Raw genomic sequence first — 5,141 nt, forward strand, 5'->3', positions numbered from 1 at the left:
CCCCAGGCCACCAACGTCATCAACCTCACGGTCGTCCTGCAAAACAGCATCGACCAGGTCCGCGGGGCCAAGGAGCAGAAGCCGGTCGCGCCGCGGCGGAAGAAGACCGCCACCCGCAAGGCCGCACGCAAGCCCGCGGCGAAGGCGGCGAAGAAGAAGACCGCCGAGAAGAAGGCCCCGCCGAAGAAGGCCCGAGCGTCAACCCCAGCATCCCGCGGGCGAGGCGGCAGCAGGAACGAGTTGCGGCAGTTGAGCAAGGCCGAGCTGTACCAGCAGGCCACCGAACAGGACATCACGGGCCGCTCGAAGATGAGCCGCGAGGAGCTGATCGACGCACTCAACCGGGCCGGACGTCGCCGTAGGAGGAGCACCGCCTGACCACCGCGCCACGACGTATGAAGTGGCCTGGAGACGATGCGAACAAGGCAGTCTTGACTGACTTGCCGGGGCGGCAGGCTTCCTCCCCCGCAGGAACGCGGCCAGACGCCGGTCTGGCCGCGTTAGGCCCGCAGGACGCGATGCCGCATCCTCAGGCACCGAGTGATCTCTTCTGCATACGGCCCGACCACTCCGATGCCGATCACGGAGGCCAGCGCAGCGAGGTAGGCGGCCGGGAGAGGGCGGTCCTTCGGAAGCAGCCGCCAGTCCTCGGGGCCGCGGCCGCCCCGTACGGCAGCACGAACTTCGTCCGCGTGATGGCAGGCCGCAAATGCCATGGCCGTCAGAGGCAGAACCTCTAGAAAGCTGTGAATGTGCTGTTCGACGGGGCTGACTTCACGCTCCTCCGTCGCCAAGGTGACGTCGTAGAGGGCTGTCGCACTGTGTGCGAGGGCTGCGCCGCCCATCACGGACAGCACGAGGGGGTTGATCTTGGCGGTGAGACCCATGACGACAGGGATGCCTGCTTCGGTCATCAACAGTGCGTGGACAGCGGACTCTTTCACACCGCTGGTCTGCTCGATCCGGGTACGGCGGTGCATCCACCAATCAGCCACGGCCGGGACGACCCAGAGTGGTAGCACTCCATCGAGCAGGAACCTTCGATTGGTGTCCTCCGTACTGGTGGAGTGGACGCGCACGGGGAGATCGCGTCCGCGGCGACAGTGCCGCCAAGCGCGGACCACTGGATCTGAGCGAGGTGCAGGCAGGAGTCCCTCCGCGATGTGAGCGGCCTATAGACCGCAGTCGGAGCGGATAGGGCGTGCTTCTCGGGCCTGTGCCAGCAGCCGACGGGCCGCCGCTCGGGGAGGTGAGCGGCGGCCTGAGCCGCTTAGGTCAGGACTTCCCGCGGCCAGTGACGAAGTCGCGGACGCGGTCGACCAGACCGGCACCGGGTGCCAGGAGCTTGTTCCCGGGCGGCGTGTCCGGGGCGCCGGGGTGCGGGCGGGTCGGCGCGACCGTCTTGGCCCGGCGTACTTGGGCCCCGAGCTTGTCGAGCTGCTCTGGGGTGCAGACTTGCGTGAGGCTGGGGAACAGCTGCTGTTCCTCCTCCGCCACGTGCTCGGTGACGTCGTTGATCAGCTTCTGGACGAGGACCTCGAACTCGGGATGGTCGACGTCGCGGTTCTCCAGGTCCTTCAGGACACGCTCCACCTCGGCGTGATCCTGGATTTCCTTGTCGGCCAGGGCATCGCCGCCGGGGAGGTGCTCACGCACCGCCGGATAGAGGTACATCTCCTCGGCGACGGAGTGTCGTACGAGCTCGATAGTGACTTCGTCCACGACGGTCCGGCGGTCCTTGTGGCCCACCGGCAGCGCGCGCAAGCGTTCGAAGTACTCCTCAACTTCGCGATGATCCGTGGTGAGCTCGTCGATGACGTTGCCACCGTGCCCCATCACACACCTCTTTCGGGTCGCGTTCGGTCGTTGTCCCGTGCGGTTTCCCCCTCCCATGGCAGCCACGCACGCGTCATCCGGCCAACTGGCCGTGGAGAGCACCAGCCGAGGCTGATGTGGGGCCCGACGCCCACCCGCGGCCAGCGCGACCTGCCATCCGCCGAACACTGGCACTCCGGGCACCAGACCGTGCGGCCCCGGCGACACAGGCCGAGTGCAGGCAAGCGGCCGGTCCCGGCGTTCTCGGTGACGATCAACAGCCATACCTCTGCCGGCACACGGAGAAGCGGTGACTCGACAGGACTACGCCAACCCGTAAGCCGACAGCAGCGCTACCCATGGCCGGCCCCGGTGTCCCACGACCCGCGTGATCGTCCAAAGGCCGCCCACACACGGCTTGAAAAGCAGAAGGTCGCCCGAACGCTTCACAGGCTGCCCAGCTCGCAGACACGGCGGGCGACCTCGCCGAGTTTGATGTGGTTTTCCTGGGAGTAGCGGCGCAGCACGTCGAAGCCTTGCTCTTCGGTGAGCTGGTGTCCTCCCATGAGGATGCCCATGGCTTTCCCCGATGACGTGGCGGGGGGCGACGGCCTGGTGCATCTGTGCATCAATCCGCGCGCTGGAGAAGGCGACCGCGGCGTGCGAGGCCAGCAACCAGCCGGCCATCTCGCTGGCCTCGGTGAACGCTCCCGGTCGGCGGGAGTAGAGGTTGAGCGCACCAAGGTCCTCGTCCTCGGTGTAGAGCAGGAAACCCCATCATGCTGCCCACGCCCAGTTCATGGGCCTTGGGGGCGTAAGAGGGCCAGCGTTGATGATTCTCTGTGAGGTCAGCGATGCGGAAAACCCGTTCGCCCTCCTGGCTACGGGCAGCGTCGAAGCAGGGACCTTCGCCGAGATGCTCCTGGAGTTGGTCGCTGTCACGGACGAGCCTGTCCGTGGGAGCCAGGGTCTGTACCCGCTTGCCCAGCAGGATGAGGATGCCAGCTGCGTCACAACCTTCCACCAGCTGGGTGGCCGAGTGGGTTACCCGCTCCAGAGTGTCGTTGACCGTCTTCTGGGCGAGCAGGTCTCGCGCCATGGCGGCCATCTGCTGCGCGAACGTAGGCCAGTCCATTCCGTCCTCCGTCTCACCAAAACTGGCATGCCCACTCATTCCGCACCGCCGTGAACGCGGCCAGAGCGAACTGCCAGCTTGGAAAGAGGAGCACAACACCTCCCACCGCAAGGTCCGGGCCCGCGTCGAGCACGTGTTCGCGCGGATGAAGGCATGGAAGATCCTTCGTGACTGCCGTCTGAAAGGCGACGGCGTTCACACCGCCATGCTCGGCATTGCCCGGCCGCACAACCTCGCCCTCGCGGGGTAACTCCCGCCCTCCCCGGCTCGGAGAAGGTTCAGTCGATACAGAACTCGTTGCCCTCGATGTCCAGCATCGGGATGCACGACTCGTTTTCCTCATCGGCGTACAGCGTTCGCACGTGGGTCGCACCGAGCGCGACCAGTCGTGCGCACTCGGCTTCGAGCGTGGCGAGGCGCTCGTCCCCCACGAGCCCGGTGCCAGCCCGGACGTCGAGATGCACCCGATTCTTAACGATCTTGCCTTCGGGGACGCGCTGGAAGTACAGGCGCGGGCCGACGCCTGAGGGATCACTGCACGCGAACCATGATCCCTGCTTCTCAGGGGGCAGGGTGCGGTTGAAATCGTCCCAGGTGGTGAACCCCTCCGGTGGCGGCGGTATGACATACCCCAACACTTCACACCAGAAGCGAGCGAGGCGCTCAGGTTCTGCGCAGTCAAAGGTGACTTGGAACTTCTTGATCGCTGACATCGGCGCACCGTACCGCATGCCAGAGGGACCCTGCCGCTCATTTCACAGGCGGATCCGCCCAAGGCGGCCCAGGATGTGACGGGTGACGGACACCAAGTGATCAAACCTGACAGTCCACGAGAACGACGCGACCGTGGCGGCGGAGCGCCCCAGCGGTCCCCAGGATCAGGCCGGCGCCTGGGCGGTGCCAGCCGAAGCGGCGATCAGGCCTACGGCACCGAGGGCCAGGACGCTGCTGGTGGCGGTGAAGCGACGCATAGGGGTTCTCCCGCAGAATCGGCCCGGACAGTGGGGTGCCGGGCGGCTGACGGCATGACACCATCACCCACATCTATGCGAGTAGACCCGTTGAGTGAACAAGAAGCGACCTGCGCAATCCTTGCCTCCGCCTGACCCAGCCTTTCCGAAGGACCGTGTTTCGTTGCCGAGTTGAGTGGCATTCAGACGGCGACTCACAAAGGCAACCGGGCGCGCGCGAGATGGCCTCTGCATGCCTTACCGAGACACCTCCGCACGCTTGGTACACCTGCGGGCGGTGCGCGTGAGCACCCGTTCTCAGGTGCTGCCGGGGGACTCCAAGGTCGATACCCGGGCATCGTGGTGTCGAGCGGGCAGTGTGGCGGCGGAGTCAGCAAACGCCGCTTCCACATCTACTCGCGCCGCCGAACTTCGCTGCCAAGCCCGAAGTTGATGACTTCACGGGGCAGGTCACCTCCCCGCGCTGAACTTCCCCTACAAGATCTCGCTGACCGATTTAGAAGTCTTCGAGCTCAACGTCACCAAGGCCTGCACCGGCGACTGCACCTTCTCGGCGGTGCTCGACTGGGTGGCAGACGGCAAGAAGGGCACCAGCGTGCTGGACAACCACGGCCGCGGATTTCACGGCATGGACGCCACATCTCGTCCCACGTACCAACTGGAGCCCGACGTCAACGGCATGAAGCTGCGACCCCAAGCCGGGTAAGGAAGACGGAGTGCGGGCGGAGCGCCCACGCCGGGCTCAGCCCCATCGCGGCAGCAGCCGCTCCGGGGGTTGGGAGCTGTTCGGTTTCGGATGTGCAGGAGTGTGTGTGCGTGTGCACGAGCATGTACTGGTTCGTGGTGTTGCAGCGCGCACGACCGCTTGGCGGGCACTGTCAGTGCCGGCCGGTAGCGTTCTTCCTGTTGCTGATCAAGTGTTGGGGAGGGGGGTGCATCGATGGGTGGTGAGTCGCTGCGTACGATCGCTGCCCCTTTCGTGGCTGTCGGCCCGTCCGGTGTGGCGATCCGCACCCGTCTCAAGGGCCTCACGCCGGACGATGAGCAGGTGTTACGTGTGGTCGGCGCGCATCTGGGGTCGCTGGCCTCGAGGGATCTCAAACGCCGGTGCGCTGAGGGCCTGGGGCACTCCGCGGATACGTGGGCCAGGCGCAAGCGGGCCCTGACCGACGCGTCGTCCTCGCGGTGGGCCGGTTCGATCACGAAGGCCACCCACGATC

General features: G+C 66.2%; 5 protein-coding genes and 3 pseudogenes. 4 read left to right on the forward strand and 4 right to left on the reverse strand.

Features of this window, described 5'->3' with window-relative positions; genetic code table 11:
- A partial coding sequence (locus ACWDA7_RS50045) for a Rho termination factor N-terminal domain-containing protein (protein WP_450614527.1) occupies positions 1-378 on the forward strand: 378 nt, incomplete at its 5' end.
- A 122-nt stretch (positions 379-500) separates the two neighbouring features.
- Here the strand turns inward: ACWDA7_RS50045 and ACWDA7_RS50050 are convergent.
- The 3 genes and pseudogenes from ACWDA7_RS50050 to ACWDA7_RS50060 form a co-directional block, all read right to left on the reverse strand.
- Positions 501-914, reverse strand: a complete 414-nt coding sequence (locus ACWDA7_RS50050) for a hypothetical protein (RefSeq protein ID WP_450614529.1) — start codon at positions 912-914, stop codon at positions 501-503.
- Between the two features lie 361 nt (positions 915-1,275).
- Entirely contained in the window at positions 1,276-1,836 is a 561-nt protein-coding gene (locus tag ACWDA7_RS50055) for a hemerythrin domain-containing protein (RefSeq protein ID WP_450614531.1), read from the reverse strand.
- A 425-nt stretch (positions 1,837-2,261) separates the two neighbouring features.
- Positions 2,262-2,950, reverse strand: a pseudogene (locus tag ACWDA7_RS50060) (GAF and ANTAR domain-containing protein).
- 34 nt (positions 2,951-2,984) lie between these two features.
- Between ACWDA7_RS50060 and ACWDA7_RS50065 the strand changes: the two are divergent.
- A pseudogene (locus ACWDA7_RS50065) lies at positions 2,985-3,200 on the forward strand (transposase); the annotation flags it as partial.
- A 28-nt stretch (positions 3,201-3,228) separates the two neighbouring features.
- Here ACWDA7_RS50065 and ACWDA7_RS50070 read toward each other — a convergent pair.
- A complete protein-coding gene (locus ACWDA7_RS50070) occupies positions 3,229-3,663 on the reverse strand; it encodes a VOC family protein (protein ID WP_201881454.1) in 435 nt (144 codons plus the stop codon).
- An 814-nt stretch (positions 3,664-4,477) separates the two neighbouring features.
- On the opposite strand from ACWDA7_RS50070, the gene ACWDA7_RS50075 reads away from it, so the two are divergent.
- The gene (locus ACWDA7_RS50075; protein ID WP_450614533.1) at positions 4,478-4,627 is read left to right on the forward strand and encodes a hypothetical protein; all 150 of its coding nucleotides are present in this window, start codon (positions 4,478-4,480) and stop codon (positions 4,625-4,627) included.
- Positions 4,628-4,861: 234 nt separating this feature from the next.
- A pseudogene (locus ACWDA7_RS50080) lies at positions 4,862-5,141 on the forward strand (IS200/IS605 family accessory protein TnpB-related protein); the annotation flags it as partial.

Source organism: Streptomyces sp. NPDC001156, from assembly GCF_053598275.1.

Bases quoted from the DNA above. Each gene is read 5' to 3' on its own strand.
- ACWDA7_RS50055 (WP_450614531.1), bottom strand. From the start codon at position 1,836: ATGGGGCACGGTGGCAACGTCATCGACGAGCTCACCACGGATCATCGC.
- ACWDA7_RS50050 (WP_450614529.1), bottom strand. From the start codon at position 914: ATGACCGAAGCAGGCATCCCTGTCGTCATGGGTCTCACCGCCAAGATC.
- ACWDA7_RS50070 (WP_201881454.1), bottom strand. From the start codon at position 3,663: ATGTCAGCGATCAAGAAGTTCCAAGTCACCTTTGACTGCGCAGAACCT.